The 18,480-nt window shown below is 57.9% G+C and carries 17 protein-coding genes; 14 read left to right on the forward strand and 3 right to left on the reverse strand.

Translation table 11 applies throughout. The features are described 5' to 3' along the window. Positions 1-118: 118 nt before the first annotated feature. The gene (locus tag HMPREF2845_RS07335) at positions 119-589 is read left to right on the forward strand and encodes an RrF2 family transcriptional regulator (protein WP_070634330.1); all 471 of its coding nucleotides are present in this window, start codon (positions 119-121) and stop codon (positions 587-589) included. A 631-nt stretch (positions 590-1,220) separates the two neighbouring features. Then, a complete protein-coding gene (locus HMPREF2845_RS07340) occupies positions 1,221-2,402 on the forward strand; it encodes an FAD-binding oxidoreductase (protein ID WP_070634331.1) in 1,182 nt (393 codons plus the stop codon). 157 nt (positions 2,403-2,559) lie between these two features. Here the strand turns inward: HMPREF2845_RS07340 and HMPREF2845_RS07345 are convergent, their stop codons facing one another. Further along, positions 2,560-3,966, reverse strand: a complete 1,407-nt coding sequence (locus tag HMPREF2845_RS07345; RefSeq protein WP_070634333.1) for a phosphomannomutase/phosphoglucomutase — start codon at positions 3,964-3,966, stop codon at positions 2,560-2,562. Between the two features lie 137 nt (positions 3,967-4,103). Between HMPREF2845_RS07345 and manA the strand changes: the two genes are divergently transcribed. From manA to HMPREF2845_RS07360, 3 genes are all read left to right on the forward strand, one after another. Then, positions 4,104-5,291, forward strand: coding sequence for a mannose-6-phosphate isomerase, class I (gene manA, locus HMPREF2845_RS07350; protein ID WP_070634335.1), 1,188 nt, complete (start codon positions 4,104-4,106; stop codon positions 5,289-5,291). Between the two features lie 299 nt (positions 5,292-5,590). Then, complete coding sequence (locus tag HMPREF2845_RS07355; RefSeq protein ID WP_049340339.1) at positions 5,591-5,860, forward strand: ACT domain-containing protein; 270 nt, start codon at positions 5,591-5,593, stop codon at positions 5,858-5,860. Positions 5,861-5,870: 10 nt separating this feature from the next. Beyond that, the gene (locus tag HMPREF2845_RS07360; RefSeq protein ID WP_070634337.1) at positions 5,871-7,226 is read left to right on the forward strand and encodes a PFL family protein; all 1,356 of its coding nucleotides are present in this window, start codon (positions 5,871-5,873) and stop codon (positions 7,224-7,226) included. Positions 7,227-7,335: 109 nt separating this feature from the next. On the opposite strand, the gene HMPREF2845_RS07365 is transcribed toward HMPREF2845_RS07360, so the two are convergent. Together HMPREF2845_RS07365 and tmk are read right to left on the reverse strand one after the other, a co-directional pair. Then, positions 7,336-8,475 carry a DNA polymerase III subunit delta' gene (locus HMPREF2845_RS07365; RefSeq protein WP_070634339.1) on the reverse strand — a complete coding sequence of 380 codons (1,140 nt, stop codon included), beginning with the start codon at positions 8,473-8,475 and terminating at the stop codon, positions 7,336-7,338. Beyond that, positions 8,472-9,188, reverse strand: a complete 717-nt coding sequence (gene tmk, locus HMPREF2845_RS07370; protein ID WP_083308748.1) for a dTMP kinase — start codon at positions 9,186-9,188, stop codon at positions 8,472-8,474. The genes HMPREF2845_RS07365 and tmk overlap by 4 nt, the downstream gene beginning before the upstream one ends. A gap of 159 nt (positions 9,189-9,347) precedes the next feature. On the opposite strand from tmk, the gene HMPREF2845_RS07375 reads away from it, so the two are divergent. The 9 genes from HMPREF2845_RS07375 (at position 9,348) to rlmB (ending at position 17,807) form a co-directional block, all read left to right on the forward strand. Next, entirely contained in the window at positions 9,348-10,550 is a 1,203-nt protein-coding gene (locus HMPREF2845_RS07375; RefSeq protein WP_070634340.1) for a trans-sulfuration enzyme family protein, read from the forward strand. A gap of 48 nt (positions 10,551-10,598) precedes the next feature. Continuing rightward, positions 10,599-10,916: a DUF2516 family protein gene (locus HMPREF2845_RS07380; protein ID WP_070634342.1), complete on the forward strand. Its 318-nt coding sequence runs from the start codon at positions 10,599-10,601 to the stop codon at positions 10,914-10,916. Between the two features lie 220 nt (positions 10,917-11,136). After that, positions 11,137-11,874, forward strand: a complete 738-nt coding sequence (locus tag HMPREF2845_RS07385; protein WP_049357741.1) for a phosphoglyceromutase — start codon at positions 11,137-11,139, stop codon at positions 11,872-11,874. A 167-nt stretch (positions 11,875-12,041) separates the two neighbouring features. Continuing rightward, entirely contained in the window at positions 12,042-13,184 is a 1,143-nt protein-coding gene (locus HMPREF2845_RS07390) for a sensor histidine kinase (RefSeq protein WP_246823468.1), read from the forward strand. Positions 13,185-13,225: 41 nt separating this feature from the next. Next, positions 13,226-13,909, forward strand: coding sequence for a response regulator transcription factor (locus HMPREF2845_RS07395; protein ID WP_005507150.1), 684 nt, complete (start codon positions 13,226-13,228; stop codon positions 13,907-13,909). 15 nt (positions 13,910-13,924) lie between these two features. Next, positions 13,925-14,668, forward strand: coding sequence for a 2-C-methyl-D-erythritol 4-phosphate cytidylyltransferase (gene ispD / locus HMPREF2845_RS07400; RefSeq protein ID WP_049340351.1), 744 nt, complete (start codon positions 13,925-13,927; stop codon positions 14,666-14,668). Positions 14,669-14,741: 73 nt separating this feature from the next. Next, positions 14,742-15,224: a 2-C-methyl-D-erythritol 2,4-cyclodiphosphate synthase gene (ispF, locus tag HMPREF2845_RS07405; protein ID WP_005509302.1), complete on the forward strand. Its 483-nt coding sequence runs from the start codon at positions 14,742-14,744 to the stop codon at positions 15,222-15,224. A gap of 82 nt (positions 15,225-15,306) precedes the next feature. Then, complete coding sequence (cysS, locus tag HMPREF2845_RS07410; RefSeq protein WP_070634343.1) at positions 15,307-16,725, forward strand: cysteine--tRNA ligase; 1,419 nt, start codon at positions 15,307-15,309, stop codon at positions 16,723-16,725. 95 nt (positions 16,726-16,820) lie between these two features. Continuing rightward, positions 16,821-17,807, forward strand: a complete 987-nt coding sequence (gene rlmB, locus HMPREF2845_RS07415) for a 23S rRNA (guanosine(2251)-2'-O)-methyltransferase RlmB (RefSeq protein WP_005507146.1) — start codon at positions 16,821-16,823, stop codon at positions 17,805-17,807. Positions 17,808-18,480: the final 673 nt, after the last annotated feature.

Consider the following 18,480-nt stretch of genomic DNA (forward strand, 5'->3'; position numbering starts at 1 on the left):
ATCACCCCTATACAATTCCAATGTAAGATTTTTGAATGCACATGGCTTTCACGAGCTGCGCATATCCGCTGCTACATGTACTGATATGTGGTGGCACGAGAGATTAGAAGGAGTATCCATGCGTTTGACAGCATTCTCGGATGTCTCGCTCCGCGTTCTGATGCTCCTGTCTGCTCTGGAGCCCGGTCAGAAGCTTTCCACCCAGAAGATCGCTGAAGGTGTGGACACCCCCTACAACCACGTGGCGAAGGCTGTAGCTTTCCTCGTGAACATGGGTTACCTGGACTCGACTCGCGGTCGTTCCGGTGGCGTCATGCTTTCGGATGCGGGTCGTTCTGCGACCGTCGGCACTATTCTTCGCGCTACTGAGGGCGATATCCCCATGATTGAGTGCGAGGACGAGAATGGCCACTGCCCCCTCGATAAGTTCTGTCGCCTGCGCAATGTGCTGGCGAAGGCTCGCGAGGCGTTCTATGCTTCGGTGGACTCGGTTGTGATTAGCGAGTTGACTGCCGGTGCACGTCCCGTTGGCCCGGTATTTGTGGAGCTAGGCTTCGCGCCTCCGGAGAATGCGCTGCCTGCACGCTAAAGGAATACGTGGTACCTGTGGAGCTTTCCGGTGGGAGGCTCCATAGAGTTTTTAACACGAAGTTTAGGGTGTTTCTGCGGTTGGCGCGGGGGCTGCTGGGCGGTTCGCGCGGGGTTCTCTCGGCTTTCTTGCAGGGGGTTCTTGCAGGGTTTTCGAGGGGAGTGGGGAGTATTTTGCCGCTGCCTGCGTGACTGCTGGAACCTGCGTGAGTCCTAAATTTGTGCAGTAAATGCAGAATATTGCAAATTTGCTTTTCAAATGCAGAAAATGTGACCATATTCATTTTTGCACCACACTGCATACTTTCCATAGTAAATATATTTTCATTCCAGAATTTTTATGCAGACTTCGGGGCTAGTCACCCGGTGAACTCAAAAACAGTGCTGAAAATATATAGTGTGACGCGGGGCTCTCTCTTTGAGTCAAGCTGAACCATAAGTCTCACCTAGACCCCTCAACACCCCTCAGGGAGTGACCTGCACTCAGCGCAAACACCCCGCAAAATGCTACGGTAAGGGTGCTTTATAAACACTTCGTCACCAACTGAGCTGTCCGAGTGAACGCCCCAGCACCACACATATCAAGGGCATCATCACAACGACCAGGTGACCACACAGGAAGAAGGCAAGACATGCTCTCCGAGAAGTCCCGCCCCATCATTGAGGCAACGCTGCCCATCATTGCTGAGCGCATCAACGACATCACCCCCGACTTCTACCGTCGAATGTTCGCCGCTCGCCCCGACCTGATGGACGGCATGTTCTCCCGCTCCTCCCAGCTCGAAGGCACCCAGCCCAAGGCACTGGCAGGCTCCATCGCTGTGTTCGCTTCCTACATCGTCCAGAACCCGGACTCCTACCCCGACGAGGTCCTCTCCCGCGTTGCACACAAGCACGCATCCCTGGGCCTGAAGGAAGAAGAGTATCCCACCGTCTACAAGTACCTCTTCGAGGCAATCGCCGCTAACCTGGGCGACCTGGCTACCCCCGAAATCGTTGAGGCATGGACCGAGGTCTACTGGCTCATGGGCAACGCCCTCATCAAGCTGGAGAAGGGCCTGTACGCTTCCCAGGCAAACGACGTCATGTTCGCGCCCTTCAAGCTCGTTGACCGCAAGGAGACCGGCGAGAACGTTGTCGTGCTGACCTTCGAGCCTGCCGACGAAACCCCCATGACCGAGTCCAAGGGCGGCCAGTACATCTCCATCGTTGTTCCCGCACGCGACGGTCTGCGCCAGGCACGCCAGTACACCCTGCTGCCCAGCGAAAAGAACCAGCGCCGCATCGCTGTGAAGCTTGACCCCAACGGCGAGATGACCTCCATCCTGCACGAGCTGGAAGTCGGCGCAGTCGTCGAGCTTTCCAACCCCTACGGTGACCTGACCCTGGAAGGCTTCGGCGACCCCGAGGCACCGCTGTACCTCTTCTCCGCAGGTATCGGCACCACCCCCATGCTCAGCTTCCTCTCCGAGCTGGTTGAGAAGGGCTCTGAGCGCCCCGTGACCGTGGTCCACGCAGACCGCCGCCTGGACACCTGGCCCCTGCGCGAAGAGCTCGCCGAGCTCGTCGGCAAGCTGCCCAACGCACGCCTCGTATCCTTCATCGAGGGCGAGGGCGGCGACTTCACCGGCCGCGTCGATGTCTCCAAGCTGGACGTTCCCGCCAACGCTAACGTCTACCTCTGCGGCCCGCTGCCCTTCATGCAGGGCGTACGCTCCGCACTGGTTGAGGCAGGCGTTCCCGGCAAGAACATCAACTACGAAATCTTCGGCCCCGACCAGTGGATGCTCCACGACCAGGCACGCGAGGCGTAAAAACCCCGTAAGCCGGCTCGTCCGCTAGGTTTCTTAAACCCGGCTAGGTTCTTCCTCTGAGATAGGAGAACCTAGCCGGGTTTTTAGAACCCAAAATAAAAGATCCCGTCCCGCAGAAATAATCTGCGGGACGGGATCTTTAGCAGCTAGCTAGTGCTTAGCCCTGGCGAACCAGAGCCAGAACCTCGTCGCGGACGCGCTCCATAGTCGCAACATCCGGTGCCTCAAGGTTCAGGCGCAGGAAAGGCTCGGTGTTCGAAGGACGCAGGTTAACCCACCAACCCTCTTCGGTGTTGGTGAAGGTGGTGCCGTCGGAGTCCTCAACAACCACGGGAGCGTTAGCGTAGTGTGCACGCACGCGGTCCACAGCGGCAACCTTGTCTTCCAGCTCGGAGTTGATCTCACCGGAAGCAACGTACGGGGAGTACTTCGCGCTGATTTCGGAGAGAGGCTGATCGCTACCACCCAGAGCAGCCAGCACGTGCATTGCAGCGAGCATGCCGGTGTCTGCGTTGAAGAAGTCCTTGAAGTAGTAGTGAGCGGAGTGCTCGCCACCGAAAACGCCGTTCTCCTCAGCCATAACAGCCTTGATGAAGGAGTGGCCCACGCGGGTCTTCACTGCGCGGCCGCCCAGCTTCTCAACCAGCTCAGGAACAGCCTTCGAGGTGATCAGGTTGTAGATGATGACGGGCTCTTCGTTACCCTCTGCCTTCGCACGAGCAATCTCGCGCTCAGCAACCAGAGCGGTCACAGCGGAAGGAGTGACGGGCTCACCCTTCTCGTCGATGACGAAGCAACGGTCAGCGTCGCCGTCGAATGCCAGACCAATGTCAGCACCGTGCTCAACAACAGCCTTCTGCAGATCAACCAGGTTAGCCGGCTCCAGCGGGTTAGCCGGGTGGTTCGGGAAGGTACCGTCCAGCTCGAAGTACAGGGGAACGATTTCCAGGGGCAGGCCCGGCAGGATGGTGTCGCCCAGAACAGCGGGAGTGGTCATACCACCCATGCCGTTACCAGCGTCAACAACAACCTTCAGGGGGCGGATGGAAGACAGATCAACCAGCTTGCGCAGGTACTCTGCGTAAGGCTTGAGAATGTCCTTCTCAGAGACGGTGCCGACCTTCTCAACCGAAGGAATCTCGCCCGAATCCAGGTACTTCTGAGCCAGGTCACGGATGTCGAACAGACCGGACTCGGAAGACAGCGGAACAGCGCCAGCCTTAGCCATCTTCATGCCGTTGTACTCTGCGGGGTTGTGGCTAGCGGTGAAGGTAACACCGGCAGCGTTCTCAACGCCACATGCGAAGTACAGAACGTCAGTGGAGATCAGACCGATCTTCTCAACATTTGCACCGCGAGCGGTTGCACCCTGGGCGAATGCATCCATGAATTCGGGGGAGGAGGGGCGCATGTCGCCGCCGACCAGGATAGTCTGGCCCTCCAGGCCCAGAACGTCTACGAAAGCCGCGCCAGTAGCGCGAACAGTCTCTGCGGTAATGGTTTCGCCGACGATGCCACGCACGTCGTACGCTTTGAATGAGTCATGTAGATTAATAGTAGTCACGCCTTTTATTTTAGCGGTAAAGAAGTGCAAGTAGCCTCTATAATGGGCAGGTAAAACCTTATAAATTCCGCTGAATGTATGGGTTTTTTATCACGTCACTTACTCCAGACAACTCACGTCGAGAGGTATTTCCCCCCATGGGTGAGATTTTTTCCCTAAAAAACCAGATTCAGAATTATGCGTGGGGTTCCCGCGAAATTCTCGGACGCATGCGTGGCGTGCCCGTACCCACCGAGCAGCCCGAGGCTGAGGTGTGGGTTGGTGCGCATCCGGCTGCTCCCTCCCGCGCAACCGTTGACGGCACCGAGTCCCCGCTCAACGAACTGATTCAGGCTGAGCCCTCCCGTTTCTTGCGCCCGGACCGTACCTCCGACTGGTTCCCTTTCCTCTTTAAGATCCTTGCGATTGATGCACCCCTGTCGATTCAGGTGCACCCCACCCCCGAGCAGGCTATTGCTGGCTTCGAGGACGAGCAGGCACGCGGCATCGCGATTGATGCACCGCACCGCAACTACAAGGATCGCTACTCCAAGCCCGAAACCGTTATTGCGCTGACCCCGATGCGTGTGCTCACCGGTGTGCGCACCTCCGCGCAGCTGGCAGAGCTTGCCGAGGCGTTCAAGGCTGGCTGGCTGGCAGAGCGCGTGGAGCTTACCCCCAAGCAGCTGCTGACCGAGATCATTCGCATGCCCGAAGAGACCGCCACCGCGGCTGTTGAGCAGCTTGTCGAGGCGGCAGCACAGCTGACCGACTCCGAAAACGCTGCTATTGCTGATGCCGCGGAGCTCGTGCAGATCGTTGCCGGCAAGTACCCCGGCGACCGCGGTCTGCTCGTAGCATTCGTCATGAACCTGGTACACCTGGCACCGGGTGAATCCGCCTTTACCCCCGACGGTCAGGTGCACGCTTACGTCTCCGGTACCGCTATTGAGTTGATGAACCCCTCCGATAACGTGATGCGCGCGGGTCTGACCGCGAAGCACATCGATACTGAGGAGCTCATTAAGGTTCTCGGCGAAAGCCAGGACGCCCCCGTCATCCAGCGCCTCACCCCCGAGAACGCACCTGTCGGCACCTACGCCATGTGGGATGAGCGCATGAGCGTGACCCGCATCCGTGTTGAAGAGGGCAAGCCGCAGGAGTACACCTTCGAGGGTATTAGCGCCGCACTGAGCGTATCCGGCGAAATCACCATTCACGCAGCGGACGGCAACGGCACCGAGGAATTCGTACTGGGTGTTACCGAGTCGGTGTTGCACGTGGGTGAGCCCTCCGAGGCAACCTTGAGCGGTAATGGCGAGCTGTACATTGCTTCTTATGTTTAGGAAATAATCCTCGATAACTAAAACTTCTAGACAGTTATAATCTAGCCAGATATAAGGAGTGTCGAAAGATACATCAAGACTGGCACATAATAAAGAATCCACGTTCTTCCCTGTATTTATTCAGACCGGGAAGGCGTGGATTTTTTATGCCCCGAATATGGGATGCAGGGGATATTTTTGTGTCTACCCTGCACAGTGTGTTCTGAGTAACCTATAATTGGTCTTATAAATATGCGTATACCTGTGCCTTTATGCACCTCTTCCTCAGGTACGCAGCCCCAAACTGCTAGGAGAACACTGTGAAGATCATCCTCACCGTCACAGGCATCGACCACGAAGGCATCATCGCTGCCGTGACCGCAACCCTCGCCGAGCGTAAGGTCAACGTCCTCGACGTCTCCCAGACCATCATGGGCGAATACTTCACCATGATCATGCACTGCTCCTTCGACGAAGCGCAGCAGAACCTCATCGATCTGCAGGAAGCCATGATCGGTGTCGAACACGAACAGAAGGTGCAGATTCGCATCCAGGCAGAATCCATCTTCAAAGCAATGCACGCCATCTAGGGCTCCACTGATGCGCAACACCAATATTCTAGAAACCATCCGAATGATCGAGGAGCAGAAGCTCGACATTCGCACCGTCACCATGGGCATCTCCCTGCTCGACTGCGCCGACTCCGACGGCGAAGTAGCCCGCCGCAAGATTTACGACAAGATCACCAGCCGCGCGGCAAACCTCGTCAGCGTTTGCGAAGGTATCGAAGCTGAACTCGGCATCCCGATTGTCAACAAGCGCATCGCCGTCACCCCCATCGCACTGGTGGCAGGCGCCTCCAAAGATGAGGACTACGTAGAATTCGCCCGCACCCTCGACGCTGCCGCCAAGGCAGTCGGCGTGAACTTCGTCGGTGGCTTCAGTGCCCTCGTCGACAAGGGCATGACCCCCGCTGACGAAAAGCTGATTCGCTCCATCCCGCGAGCGCTCGCAGAGACCGACGTGGTCTGCTCCTCCGTAGACATTGGCTCCTCCCGCGCTGGCATCAACATGAGCGCCGTCAAGCTCATGGGCGAGACTATTCGCGCCACCGCAGACCTGACCGCGGACGCGCACGGCTTCGGCTGCGCCAAGCTCGTCGTCTTCGCAAACGCCGTCAGCGACAACCCCTTCATGGCGGGTGCATTCCACGGCGTGCAGGAGGCAGACACCACCATCTCCGTGGGCGTCTCCGGCCCCGGCGTGGTGCACCGCGCCCTGCAGAAGGTCCGCCGCGAATCCTTCGACACCTGCGCCGAAGAAATCAAGAAGGCAGCCTTCAAGATTACCCGCGTTGGCCAGCTGGTCGGCACCCTCGCCGCCGAGCGCCTGGGCGTGCAGTTCAACATTATCGACCTCTCCCTGGCGCCCACCGCAGAGATTGGCGACTCGGTCGCGCACATCCTCGAAGAGATGGGCCTGGAAACCGTCGGTACCCACGGCACCGTTGCAGCCCTCGCACTGCTCAACGATGCGGTGAAGAAGGGCGGCCTCATGGCGTGCTCGAACGTCGGTGGCCTCTCCGGCTCCTTCATCCCAATTTCTGAGGACATCGGCATGATTGAATCCGCAGCTGCCGGACACATCAGCCTCGACAAGCTCGAAGCAATGACCGCTATCTGCTCCGTCGGCCTGGACATGGTCGCGGTTCCCGGCGACACCCCCGCCTCCACCCTCGCCGCAATGATTGCCGACGAGGCAGCAATCGGTGTGATGAACCACAAGACCACCGCGGTCCGCGTCATCCCGGCGGTTGGCCTGGGCGTAGGCGACATGGTCGAATTTGGCGGTCTGCTCGGTCGAGCACCCGTCATGCCCACCCACACCCCCAGCGCGGAGGCGTTCATCGCCCGCTGCGGTCGTATTCCGTCGCCGGTTCACGGTTTCCGCAACTAACCTCTAGGCACTTTTAGAGTCTATAGAAAAGGGGAGGCACCGAAGATTATCTCTTCGGTGCCTCCCCTTGTACTGTATTGAAAAGCCAAAGATGCTTGTCCGAGCGTTTCTAGTACACGAAGCGGCTCATCAACGCCTCAAGCGCCAGACGCGCATTCGCATTTGTCTTCAGGCGACGCAGAGTCAGTTCGACCGCCTGCACATCCTCCAGTAGTTGTTGGGCGGAACGGCGGGTGCAGAACGCCTCCAGAGGCTCACGCAAATGCTCATTGACCAGCGGAGCCTGCGCCGACAGAGCTACCGTCAACGCATCACGCAGAACCGTCTGAACCTGCGCCACGGAACGCAACAGCGTATCGGAGGAAACGCGCTTAGCGCGGCGCTTCTGCTGCTCCTCCAGGCGGCGAACCTGCGCTCGCAAGGACGGCGAAACACGCTCACCCTCGCGAATACCCAGCAGAGTCAGAAGCTCCTGGCGTTCCTGCTCATCCTTGAGAGCGGAGACAGCCTGTGCGTTCTGGTCGGCAAGGTCGGTGAGCTTCTCAGCTGCGTTGAAAGCCGAAGAAATAGAACGAACATTCAGAATCAGGGAGGTAATCAACTCTCGACGAGCCATCGCCTGCTCATCGGTCGCCAAACGGTACCCCTCCTGTGCATCCCCCAGAGCCAGACGCGCCGCACGCTGCGCCAAAGGATCCACCACACCGTGCGCCAACAAATACTCGTGCACCTGCGCATCGGTAGGAACCGGCAACTGCACCGGGCGGCAACGCGAACGAATCGTTACCAGCACATCGGTGGGGGAGGGCGCCGTCAACAACCAAATCGTATGCGGCGGCGGCTCCTCAATCGCCTTCAGCAGCACATTGGAGGTACGCTCCGGCATACGCTCGGTGTCCTCGACCAGAATCACGCGCCATCGACCCACGGTCGGGCGGTCCTGAGCCTTCATGACCAGCTCGCGTGCCTCATCAATACTGATGTGCGTCGCCTCGGTACTAAAGTGCGTGAAATCTGCGTGCGAACCGTTCATGACGGTCACGCAGCCCTTGCACTGGCCGCATCCGCGGTTCTGCGGGTCGGGCTGCTCGCACAGTAGCGCGGCAGCGAAAATTTTTGCAGCCTCACGGTGAGGCGCACCGGTCGCGCCCGTGAAAAGCCATGCGTGTGTGGGGCGGGCGGCAGCGGCATCCGTACGTAGCTGCTGGAGCTTATCGGCAGGAATCAGCAGGGTATCCCAGAGACTCATGAGTCCTCCTGACCGGTGCGGACCAGTTCGCGGGCGGCAAGCAGAGGCTCAATCACCTCAAGCACGCGCGCGTGCACCTCATCAATTGTGCCCACACCATCAATGATGCGGTGCGAACCGTTAGCGTCCTCGCGGGCGATCTGCTCGAACGCACCGTGAATGCGGGCCTTGAACGCGGCGCCTTCAGCCTCAATACGGTCGACGGTGCCGCGCTGGTCCATGCGTTCCTGCTCGGCGCTCAGCGGCACACTCAGCAATAGAGTTGCATCGGGTACCAGGTCGGCGGTAGCCCAGCGGCTCAAATCGACGATGGTTTCAATACCCAGATCACGGCCAACACCCTGGTACGCGGCGGAAGAATCAATATAGCGGTCACTGAGCACGATGGCGCCCTCAGCGAGCGCCGGGCGAATCAGCTGGGAAGCGTGAGCCGCGCGGGATGCCGCAAAGATTAGCGCCTCGGTGCGGTCGTCAATAGTGCCCTGACCCGCTTCAAGGACGAGGGCGCGCAGCTTTTCACCAATCTCGGTGCCGCCGGGTTCGCGGGTGGTGATGACACGGTATCCGCGGGCGCTGAGTGCTTCATTCAGCAGGGCGAGCTGGGTGGTTTTGCCGGCGCCGTCGCCTCCTTCGACCACGATAAAAAGCCCGCGGCGACCGGTCGGGTCGGTGGGAAGATTCTGTGCATCGGGGGTGTAGCTGAGAGTATCCATCACTTTTAAGGGTACCGGGTCTCCTCAAATCCTCGGTGTGGCTTCGGTGACGGTTCTGAACAACACTGAGTGCGCTTACAGATAAAAAACATGTAAATCCTCTCCTCTATCACCTGCGCGGACGTGCGTTCTATGCCAGGGTGTGCCAGGCTTAAAGACATGAGTGCAGATAACCACGACATGAATTACTCCGCAGAGACCTTCGTCGTCTCTGGCGGCCGCCCGGCACACGAGCATGATGCGCCGGTGAACCCTCCGATCGTTCTTTCTTCCACCTACCGCGGTGTGGACGCCGTCAATATTGAGCAGGACCGCGTGTACGCCCGCTTCTCGAACCCCACCTGGGAGGGCATGGAAGAGGTTGTGGCAAAGCTGGAGAACGCTACCCAGCCCGGTCTGCTGTTCCCCTCCGGTATGGCTGCTGTCGCTGCTGTCATCGACCTGGTGCCGGTTGGTTCCATCGTTCTGATTCCTAAGCACGCATACATGGCGTCGGTGACCCTGTGCAAGGATTTGGAACGCCGCGGCATCATTGAGCTTGTTCGCGTGGACATTGAAGACACCGAGAGCGTTATCGCCGCTATGGAGGATGCCGCATCCCGCACCGGCGTGACCCCGGAGAACGTGAACTACTCGGAGCCGAAGGTCCTGGCGTGGCTGGAGAGCCCCACGAACCCGATGCTTGAGGTTGCTGACCTGCCTGCCCTGCTTTCTGCTGCTCGCCGCTTGGGCATTGTGACCGCGGTGGATAACACCTTCGCAACCCCGATTCTGCAGCGTCCCCTGGATCTGGGTGCAGACGTAGTGGTTCACTCCGCTACGAAGTTCCTTGCGGGCCACTCAGATGTGCTGCTGGGTATGGCTCTGACCTCGAACGAGGAGCTGTACAAGGCGATGCGTCACCACCGCATCACCAACGGCGCAATCCCCGGTCCGGTGGAGGCGTGGCTTGGCCTGCGCGGTCTGCGCACCCTGGCACTGCGCGTGGAACGTGCTGTAGAGAACGCGCAGGTTCTTGCAGAGCGTCTGAGTGAGCACCCCTTCGTGACTGAGGTGCGTTACCCGGGTCTGGAGAGCGACCGCGGTCATGAGGTTGCGAAGAAGCAGATGGACGGTTTCGGTGCGATTCTGTGCGTCACCCTGGATACGGACGCTGTCGGCGCCCGTAACGTCGTGGAGGCGCTGAAGCTGTGGACCCCGGCAACCTCCCTGGGCGGCGTGGAGTCCCTGGTGGAGCGTCGTCGTCGCCACGGTAACGAGCCGGATTCAATTCCGGAGTCTCTGCTGCGCCTGTCGGTGGGTATTGAGAACGTGGATGACCTTTACAATGACTTGGTTGAGGCCTTTAAGGCTGTCCGCTAGGCACTTTGCTAGGCTTGTCTAGAGAAGCTGCTGATTCTAAGGAATACTATGTCTCCTATTCTGCTGGTCGTGTATGTGACCACTTTTATTGATACGCTGCTGGCTATCGCTGGTGCTGCGGTTGGTGTGCTGGCTTTTGTTCGTGCGTGGGCTTCTCCGGCGAACGCGTACGATTTTGCTGGTAAGCGCCCGAAGAACACGTGGCTGGCTCTGACCGGTGGTTCTGCTGCTGTGTCGCTGTTTAGCGTTTTTGCTGCGGTAACTGGCGGCGATAGTAATGTGCTGATTCTTCAGCTGATTGCTGCTGTGATTAGCTGCGTGTTCCTGGCTGGTGTGTGGCCTTCGGTGGGTCGCCGCCGTTTCTAGCGTTAGCTTTTGCGCTCGCTTTGGGCGATAGATGGTGAAGCCTCGTGCGCTGTCTGATGGGTTTGTCCCGGTCGGATGGTGTGCGGGGCTTTGCCCTTTTCTGGCGGGGTTTTTGAGCCTTTCGTTCTGGTAGAAAAGACCCTTATAAATTTTTGGGAGAATGCATATTTTCTAGGCTCTAAGGCATGACAAACCGGCGGGTAAATGAAAAAATAGAGGTATGACTTACAAACTAGTACTCCTGCGCCACGGCCAGTCCGAGTGGAACGAGAAGAACCTGTTCACCGGCTGGGTGGACGTTAACCTGACCGATAAGGGCCGCGCTGAGGCTAAGCGCGGCGGCGAGCTGCTGGCAGAGCGCAACATCCTCCCCGATGTTGTTCACACCTCCCTGCAGCGTCGCGCAATCAACACCGCAAACCTTGCACTGGATGCAGCAGACCGTCTGTGGATTCCCGTCAAGCGCACCTGGCGCCTGAACGAGCGTCACTACGGTGCTCTGCAGGGTAAGAACAAGTCCGAGATTCGCGAGGAATACGGCGACGAGAAGTTCATGACTTGGCGTCGTTCCTACGACGTTCCGCCGCCCCCGCTGGATGACAACGACCCCTACTCGCAGGCAAACGACCCCCGCTACGCGGATGTTGAGAACGCTCCTCGCACCGAGTGCCTGAAGGACGTTCTGGGCCGTATGCTTCCCTACTGGGAGTCGGACATCAAGCCCGACCTCGCAGCAGGCAAGACCGTTCTGGTTGCTGCACACGGTAACTCCCTGCGTTCGCTGGTCAAGCACCTCGAGGGCATTTCCGACGAGGACATTGCTGGCCTGAACATCCCCACCGGTATTCCGCTGTACTACGAACTGGATGAGAACTTCCAGCCCGTCAAGCCCGGCGAGTACCTGGACCCCGAGGCTGCTAAGGACGCTATTGCTGCCGTAGCAAACCAGGGTAAGTAATACCTCCGGCAGGGTTTCACCCCTGTCATTGTGATGAGCCGTTCACCGGTAAGGTGGGCGGCTCATTGCGTTGTCTGCAAGGTTTCTGTACGGGGAGCGTGCCTGAGAAGAAGAGCATTCGCCTGAGTGCTGGGTATCGGCCACATTTATACTTATGGGGTACCCGAATGGAAGGGAAGTACATGGATGCCGGTCTGATCGCCTTTATTGCGGGCATGATAGGTCTGCTGGTGGGCGTCCTGAGCATGAATGCGGTGGCGCGTAGTGAGCGGGAGCAGGAGCGTAGTTTGGTGTCGGCGCCGGCGCTGCGTGATGGTGCCGCTCAGGTACTTGCTGTGATTGGTCGCGCCTACCTGGTGATTGATGAGGTGGGCGGCGTGGTTCAGGCTTCTCCGGGTGCGTACGCGATGGGTCTGGTGCGTGGTCATACGGTGGCGTCTGATGAGTTGGCGGATATGATTCGCACGGTGCGTCATCGCGGTATTTTTGCGGAGCGTACTTTTGAGATTGACCGCGGTGAGGGTGAGGCGCTGGTCTTGGATGTGCGTGTTGCTTCGCTGGGGGACGAGTACATTTTGGTGCTCGCGGATGACCGCACTGAGATTTCTCGTGTGCAGCGTATGCGTAATGATTTTGTGGCGAATGTGTCGCATGAGTTGAAGACTCCGGTGGGTGCGGTGAGTCTGTTGGCTGAGGCTATTGAGCAGGCGAGTGATGACCCGGAGGCGATTGAGTATTTTGTGGGTCGTCTGCATAAGGAGACTCGTCGCCTGTCTGCGCTGGTGCGTGACATTATTGAGCTTTCGCGTCTGCAGTCGACCGATGTGATTGCGCGTGGTGGTCCGGTGTCGGTGCCTTCTTTGGTTACTGATGCGGTGGACCGTTCGCATATTGTGGCGGAGGAGAAGGACATTCAGATTTCTACCCGCATCGAGGAGGTGCCCGAGGTGTACGGTGACGCCGAGCTGCTCGGTATTGCTGTGCAGAACCTGGTGGAGAACGCGGTGCGTTATTCGCCGGAGCATACGAAGGTGGATATTTGGGTGCACCGTGTGGCTGATCAGCTGCTGGTTGAGGTTGCTGATCAGGGCGTGGGTATTCCGGAGGACGAGCAGAAGCGTATTTTTGAGCGTTTTTACCGGGTTGATCCGGCTCGTTCGCGTCAGACGGGCGGCACTGGTTTGGGCTTGAGCATTGTGAAGCATGTGATGACTCAGCACGGTGGTAGCGTGACGGTTCGGTCGATGCCGCAGGAAGGTTCGACGTTTACGTTGGCGTTGCCGCTGAATGAGCCTCCGGCCGCAGTGTAGTGTTAGCGGTATAGGTTTTATGGAATCGAAGGAAGTTATTGATGTCTAAAATTCTGATTGTTGAGGACGAAGAGGCCCTCTCGGATCCCCTTGCGTTTTTGCTGGGTCGTGAGGGTTTCCAGACGATTGTTGTGGACAACGGTCTGGACGCTCTGCCGGTGTTTGACCGCGAGGGCGCGGATTTGGTGCTTCTGGATGTGATGCTTCCGGGCATGTCCGGTATGGAGGTGTGCCGTAAGCTGCGTGAGGTGTCTTCGGTCCCGATTATCATGTTGACCGCTAAGGACTCTGAGCTGGATAAGGTGCTGGGTCTGGAGCTGGGCGCTGATGACTATGTGACGAAGCCGTATTCTGCGCGTGAGCTGATTGCTCGTATCCGCGCGGTGTTGCGTCGTCGTTCGGCGGAGACTGATTCTGCTACTGAGTCGGTGCTGCAGGGCGGCCCGGTGCGTATGGATATTGACCGCCATGTGGTGACGGTTAATGGTGAAGAGATTTCTATGCCGCTGAAGGAGTTTGAGCTCCTGGAGATTCTGCTGCGCAATGTGGGTCGTGTGATGACTCGTGGCCAGCTGATTGAGCGTGTGTGGGGCGCCGACTATGTGGGTGATACGAAGACCCTGGATGTGCATATTAAGCGTCTGCGTTCGAAGATTGAGCCGGATTCTTCTGCCCCGCAGTATGTGGTGACGGTTCGCGGCTTGGGCTATAAGTTCGAGGCGTAGGCGGGCTTGAGACTGATGAGTTCTGCTTCTGCGGCGAATACTGCTGTGATTGTTTTGGCGGCTGGTTCGGGTACTCGCCTGGGTGAGCCGATCCCGAAGGCCGCTGTGCGTGTGCATGGTCGTACCCTGCTGGATTATGCGTTGGAGGGTGCGCTCGCTTCGGGTGTTGCGGAGCATGTGGTGGTGACTGTTCCTGCTGATTGTTCGGCGAGTTGCCCGGAGCTTTTGGAGGACGCCCGCCGTGCCGGTGCGTTGATTACTGCCGGTGGTGATACGCGTACTGCTTCGGTGGTTGCGGCGTTGGATGCTTTGAAGGATGCGCAGGTTCCGGTGGATTATGTGCTGATTCATGATTGCGCTCGTGCTTTTACTCCGCCGCAGGTGTATCACCGTGTGCTTGAGGGTTTGGGTGCTGAGAGCCCGCAGGGTGTTGTGCGTGCGGTGATTCCTGTGTTGCCGGTGGTGGATACGGTGAAGACTGTGGATTCTGCTGGTTTGGTGACGGGTACTCCTTCGCGTGCGCAGATGCGTGCGGTGCAGACTCCTCAGGGTTTTGAGGTGGCTGCCCTGTTGGCGGCACATGAGCGTAGCCGTTCCCTGCCTGCTGAGGAGGCTGAGCTGCTCACTGATGATGCGATGGCGATGGAGGCGGCGGGCGAGCCGGTGTTGACGGTTGCCGGTGATGCGGATGCGTTTAAGGTGACGACTCCGATGGATTTGCGGGTTGCTCGCGCGCTGTTTGGTGTTTCTGTTGCCTAACCCTGCCGCCTAATGCCTCTTTTGCCGAGGTGTTGCTGCTGAGAAGATGTTTGATCGATTGAAGGGTCCTGTGATGACTGTTATTCCTCGTGTTGGTACCGGTGTTGATGTCCACGCTTTTGGTGAGGAGGGCACTCCTCTGTATATTGCTGGTCTGCATTGGCCGGGTGAGCGTGGTTTGAGCGGCCATTCTGATGGTGATGTAGTGGCTCATGCTGCCGCGGACGCTCTTTTTGCTGCCTCCGGCACGGGGGATTTGGGCTCTAATTTCGGTGTGGACCGCCCGGATATGAAGGGCGCTTCTGGTGTTCGTATTCTTTCTGAGGCTGCGGCGATTGTGCGTGCTGCTGGTTTTGAGATTGGTAATGTGAGCGTTCAGCTGGTGGGTAACCGCCCGAAGTTCTCTCCGCGCCGTGATGAGGCGAACCGCGTGCTGAGCGAGGCGGCGGGTGCTCCGGTGACGGTGATTGCGACGACTACTGACGGTCTGGGTTTGACGGGCCGCGGCGAGGGTGTGGCTGCTATCGCGACGGCGTTGGTGTACCCGCGTTCGTAGGTGTTTGGCTGCTTCGAGCCATTCTGTAACCTATCGCTGATTTACCGCCCCGGCGTCTGAGCCGACCCCGTAGAATGAGAGTGTGACTATGCGTTTTTATGATTCAGCTTCCGCGACTATTCGTGAGTTTGAGCCCGTCGTGCCCGGTGAGGCGCGTATCTATTATTGTGGTGCTACGGTGCAGGGTGAACCGCATCTGGGCCATATCCGTTCGGCGTTGGTTTTTGACCAGTTGAGCCGTTGGATGCGTTACCGCGGTTTGAAGGTGACGACGGTCCGCAATGTCACTGATATTGATGACAAGATTTTGGCGAAGTCTGCTGATTCTATGGAGCCCGGTTTTGAGGGTGAGTTCCCGAATGAGCAGTGGTGGGCGCTCGCGTACCGTTTTGAGAAGGTTTTTGCTCAGGCGTATGCGGCATTGGGTATTGATCCGCCGACGTATGAGCCGCGCGCGACCGGTCATATTCCGGAGATGTTTGCTCTGATTCAGCGTCTGATTGATCGCGGCCACGCGTACCCTGCGCTGGATGATTCTGGTGACGTGTATTTTGATGTGCGTTCGTGGGATAAGTACGGCGCGCTGACGAATCAGAGCGTTGAGGATATGCAGGATTCTGCGGATGCTGATCCGCGCGGTAAGCGTGACCCTCGCGATTTTGCCCTGTGGAAGGGTTATAAGGAGGGCGAGCCGCTGACTGCTTCGTGGGAGTCCCCGTGGGGTCGCGGCCGTCCGGGCTGGCATCTGGAGTGCTCGGCGATGGCGGGTAAGTACTTGGGTTCGCGTTTTGATATTCATGGTGGCGGTTTGGACCTGCGTTTCCCGCACCATGAGAATGAGCTGGCGCAGTCGACTGCTGCCGGTGATGATTTCGCGAACTTCTGGATGCACAACGGCATGGTCACCTATGAGGGTGAGAAGATGTCGAAGTCTATCGGTAATACGATTTCGCCGGCGCAGATGCTTGAGATGGCTCGTCCGCTGGTGGTTCGCTACTACTTGGGTAGCGCGCATTACCGTTCGGTGCTGGATTACCGTCCCTCGTCTCTGCAGGAGGCAGCAACCGCTATTGAGCGTGTTGAGGCGTTCCTCGCCGCTACTCAGGATTTGCTGAAGCCGGGTCGTGAGGTTCCGGAGGCTTTTGCTGAGGCGATGGATGATGACGTGAACATTCCGCGTGCCCTGGCTGTTCTGCATGAGCAGACTCGTGCGGGTAATGCTGCGCTTGCCGCTGGTGAGGATGCTTCGGAGGCGGCTAATGCTGTGATGGCTATGGCTGAGGTGCTGGGTCTGGCGCAGCTGATGAGCTTTAATGCTGAGGGCACTTCGGGTGCTGAGCATGAGGCTTTGGATGCGCTGATTCAGGCTGTGTTGGCGGAGCGTGCTGATGCTCGTGCTCAGAAGGATTGGGCGAAGGCTGATGCGATGCGTGATCTGTTGACGTCTGCTGGTGTGCAGGTGAAGGATGGCGCGAATGGTTCGAGCTGGAGCGTTGGCTAGAGGGTGATGTGCCCCGCGTTTGTGCGTAAGGCTTAGGTCGAGCGGGTTTCTCTCGCGTAGACTCGTATTCATTACTTTGACGAAGGAAGAGAAGAATGGCTAAGGCAGGTTCGCGCCCGGGCGCTACCAGCAAGAAGAAGGGTGCTACTAAGGGCACTGGTGGTCACGGTCGTAAGGCGCTTGAGGGTAAGGGCCCTACTCCGAAGGCTGAGGACCGCGTTTATCACAAGGCGTATAAGATGAAGCGCGCGGCGGAGCGTCGTGCTGCTACCGGTACGAACCGTAAGTTCCAGACTCGTCTGGGCGGTAAGCGTGCTAGCGATGAGCTGGTGACTGGTCGTAATGCGGTGCTTGAGGCTCTGCGTACTGAGATTCCCTCGAAGCACTTGTACATTATGAGCCGTGTTGAGGTTGATGACCGCGTTCGCGAGATCATGACTATTGCGAATAAGCGCAATATTCCGATGCTGGAGATTCCGCGTAGCGAGCTGGATCGTTTGACTGATGGTTCTGTGCATCAGGGTGTTGCGATGCAGATTCCTCCGTACAAATACCCGGACGCTACTGACCTGGTGCTGGATACTATGGAGCGTTGGCACTCGGGTAAGCTGTCGACTCCGCCGCTGTTTGTTGCTTTGGACGGTATTACTGATCCGCGTAACTTGGGTGCGATTATTCGTAGCGTGTCCGCGTTTAGCGGTGATGGCGTGATTATTCCTGAGCGTCGTTCGGCTGCTGTGACTGCTGGTGCGTGGAAGACTAGTGCTGGTGCGGCTGCTCGTATTCCTGTTGCGATGGCGACTAATCTGACTCGCGTGATTCAGCAGGCTAAGGAGCAGGGTATTTTCGTGATTGGTCTGGATGGCGGCGGCGATATTGAGTTGCCGGCTCTGGAGCTTGCGAATGAGCCGCTGTGCGTGGTGGTTGGTTCTGAGGGTAAGGGTCTGTCCCGCCTGGTGACTGAGAACTGCGATCAGATTGTGTCGATTCCGATTGATTCTGCGATGGAGTCTTTGAACGCGGCGATGGCTGTGGGTATTACTCTGTACGATGTTTCTCGTCGTCGCGCTTCCGCGAACTAAAGTTTTGAAGCTAGCGAGCTACGGACTGTAGCTCTGTAGCTTGAACCCTATAGCTTGAACAAGGAGGGCGCCCCGTGAGGGGGTGCCCTCCTTTTCTGTGCTCTCCCCATATATAGGTGCTCATATATAGGGAGACTACAGAACTGGGAGGTACAGAACGGGGAAGTGCAGCGGTACAGATATGCGGGATACAGAGATGGGGGAGGGGGCGGAGCCCCTCTTCCCATCTTTTCTTCCCGTCTTCTCTTCTTATCTTCTTGATGCTGAGAGGCTTTTCTGCCCTTCTATATGGGCTCTTCAGGGAGCTTCTGCAGGTTTTTCGGGGTCTTTTGAAGGTTTTTAAACTTTTTTCAAAGAGCTTTTGAGGAGCTTATCCTGTGCTGACTAGGCGGTTTGGTGTTTGTGAGGGTGTTTGAGACCCTTTCAAGGTCCTTTTTGTGGTCTACTTCACCCATTTTCGGGTTGCAGGGGCGTTTAGGCATCTGTATAGTTGTATGAGTCGCCGCGGCGAGGAGGAAAAAACGAAGAGTTTTCTTCGGTGTTTCTCCTAGTCAGAAGCGGTTTGACTGTCTTTCAATTGTATAGTGTTTTGGTTTCTTGCTTAGAAGATCCTTGGTCATCTGAATGGTGATGTTGGAGGAGTTTAGGAAAGAAACTTTGTGGTGCGAATCAC

Source organism: Rothia sp. HMSC065B04, assembly GCF_001812285.1.
Taxonomy (GTDB): Bacteria; Actinomycetota; Actinomycetes; order Actinomycetales; family Micrococcaceae; genus Rothia; species Rothia mucilaginosa.